Origin of the sequence: Acinetobacter sp. ACNIH3 (assembly GCF_002918965.1) — a bacterium.
GTDB lineage: Bacteria > Pseudomonadota > Gammaproteobacteria > Pseudomonadales > Moraxellaceae > Acinetobacter > Acinetobacter schindleri.
Window position 1 is genome coordinate 1 of the sequence record NZ_PQLP01000106.1, and the last position, 2557, is coordinate 2557.

2 protein-coding genes are annotated in these 2557 nt (G+C 35.7%); both read left to right on the forward strand.

Annotated features, from left to right (window positions below):
• The first annotated feature begins 699 nt into the window (after positions 1–699).
• Positions 700–1629 (forward strand): replication initiation protein RepM, encoded by a 930-nt coding sequence (repM, locus tag C3420_RS16725; RefSeq protein WP_103800944.1) that lies wholly within the window; start codon positions 700–702, stop codon positions 1627–1629.
• 78 nt (positions 1630–1707) lie between these two features.
• Entirely contained in the window at positions 1708–2235 is a 528-nt protein-coding gene (locus tag C3420_RS16730) for a plasmid replication DNA-binding protein (RefSeq protein ID WP_103800945.1), read from the forward strand.
• Positions 2236–2557 lie beyond the last annotated feature (322 nt).

Here is a 2557-nt window from a genome sequence, read left to right on the forward strand (position 1 = left end):
CGGCCAAAGCCAAGCAATACCAGACTCTATACCCAACCTATCAAGTCATTAAAAAATGTGTGGATGAGATCAAAGCAGAACAACAGATGAAACTCAGACAAGAACAACAGCTCAAAGCACAGCAACATGCGCCTAAAATGAAATCTCGTGGCATGAGTCGCTAAACAGAGCGAGTGTCTACGAGCGAACTGAGAAAATTTGCCCATCCCTTTCCCTGATTACAAGCTCCCTATCCATCAATCACCTGCATAGCAGAGCATCCCGTATGGGTGCGAACTTTCCAATTTTGATTCCTAAACCGAGCGTAGCGAGAAAAAAAAGCTGATGAGCGAAGCGAATTCCGAGTTGCTTTTGCTTTTTCTAAAAGTCACGAAAATATTAACCAAAAATTGCCCCAACGAATCGAGCGAAAGCGAGATTCAATAGAGTTTGAGCGAAGCGAAAACCAAGGGCAATTTTTCATTCTCTGGGCTTTTAATTATTTTTAAAGTTTTTAAATGTTTTTAACTCGACTGAATCCTTTTATTTGCAAGGCTTTCAAGCTTTATATAGCAACGTTTCCTCGGTTATATAGCAACGTTTCCTCGGTTATATAGCAACGTTTCCTCGGTTATATAGCAACGTTTCCTCGGTATTTGACAACAAATATTTATTATGTTGTTATAGCAACACAATAAAATTGTTGCTAAATAGAATGAAATGACAGACTTAGTCGTAAAATCTAATAAACTTGTACAAGCTTTACAGACACTTACTTTAAGCGAAACCCGTTTACTTCAGCTCGCAATTGTAGACGCTCGTGAGACTGGACAAGGGTTATCAACAGATGAACCTTTAGAATTAAATGCTCTTAGATATGCTAAAGCATTTAACGTTTCTCCAGATGCAGCTTATTTAGCATTAATTGAAGCAGAAGATTCTCTTTTTAAAAGACAATTTACGATTACCAATGAAGATGGAACTTTAACAAAAAGTCGCTGGATTCAAGATGCTAATTATCGGAAAGGTGAAGGAAGAATTTTAGTTACCTTAACTCGTGTGGTAATTGAACATGTCACTAAAATAGATGGGTTTGAACAGTACTTTACTAGTTATCATTTGAAAAAAACTGCTGACTTCAAAAGCGTTTATGCAGTACGTCTTTATGAACTCTTAATGCAATGGAAGTCTGTAGGGAAAACGCCTGTTTATGAATTAAATAAATTTCGTAGCCAACTTGGTATAGGTGTTAACGAATACACTCGAATGGAAGCATTTAAGAGACGTGTTTTAGATATTGCAGTAGATCAAATCAACGAATTTTCAGATATAACTGTTAAATACGAACAGCATAAAAAAGGTCGTTCAATTTCAGGATTTTCTTTTAGCTTTAAGCCAAAGAAAGCGACTATTCGATCTATACAAACTAATAGAGATACTAATACAACTAATCTGTTCTCGAGGATGACAGATAAGCAACGCCACTTATTTGCTACTAAACTTTCTGAACTACCAGAAATGGGTAAGTATTCTCAGGGTACAGAAAGCTATCCTCAATTCGCTATACGTATTGCTGAAATGCTTCAGGATAGTGAAAAATTCCAAGAATTATTCCCTTATCTTCAAAAAGTTGGCTATCAAGCTGCTTAAAATTCATACTTGATCATTTGTCTATTAGGCAGTCTAATAGACAACAACTTTTGACAGGTTTAGGCATAGATTTACAACATGAAAAGCCTTACAGTTCTTGAGCTTTCTAAGCTTTACAATATCAATAGACAAACGATTTACAACAACATAAAGAAAGGAATTTTAAGTAAAAATTCTGATAATAAAATTGATCTAGCCGAGGCTATCCGTGTTTTTGGTGAGCCTTCAAAAAAACTAGATGTAAAAGAGTCTGTAAAAATAGACAGTCCAAATTCGGCAGAAGTTTTACTACTTAGGCAACAGATAGACATGCTGAAAAATCAGCTTGATGATGCAAAAGAGCGTGAATCCTTTTATCAAAATCAAATTGAGACGATGCAACGTTTACTGGAAGCTCCCAAACCAAAGATCCAAGACCCTAGTGAACCCGAACTCCCTAAATCAGCTCCCATTGTAGAAATGAAGGAAGAAGTAATCATAGTTCCACCAAAAAAAGAGGACGGATTGACTACTGCAGAGAACAAACGTATCCCTGTTCCAGAACACGTTGAGCCTGAACCTAAGAAGAGAGGCTTCCTGAGCCGTTTTTTCCTTCCCTATGGTTAGCCAGGACTCCAATTTTTTGATGAGCCAATTTCAGTGTAAGCACATGAAATAATGACTCACCAAAAAACCGGATAAGGTTTATTAAAACTGAATAAAACCGTGGAACATGAAAAATTGCTAAAAAAGCCTAAGAGTGACTACTTAGGCTTTTTTTACATCTATAAGAAATTGTTTTGAAAGGGATTTAGTATAAGTTGTATTATGTTAATTTTAGAAAAAACTTAAAATTATCTATTAAAGAATCATATATTTTTGGATTACTTATAAGTGAAATAGCACCTATATAGTGCAGGCTTAGCTAGAAAAACTATAACACTCTAAG

What these genes read in the sequence shown, in the direction of transcription:
- repM (WP_103800944.1), top strand. Translation starts at nt 700, where the DNA reads ATGACAGACTTAGTCGTAAAATCTAATAAACTTGTACAAGCTTTACAG.
- C3420_RS16730 (WP_103800945.1), top strand. Translation starts at nt 1,708, where the DNA reads ATGAAAAGCCTTACAGTTCTTGAGCTTTCTAAGCTTTACAATATCAAT.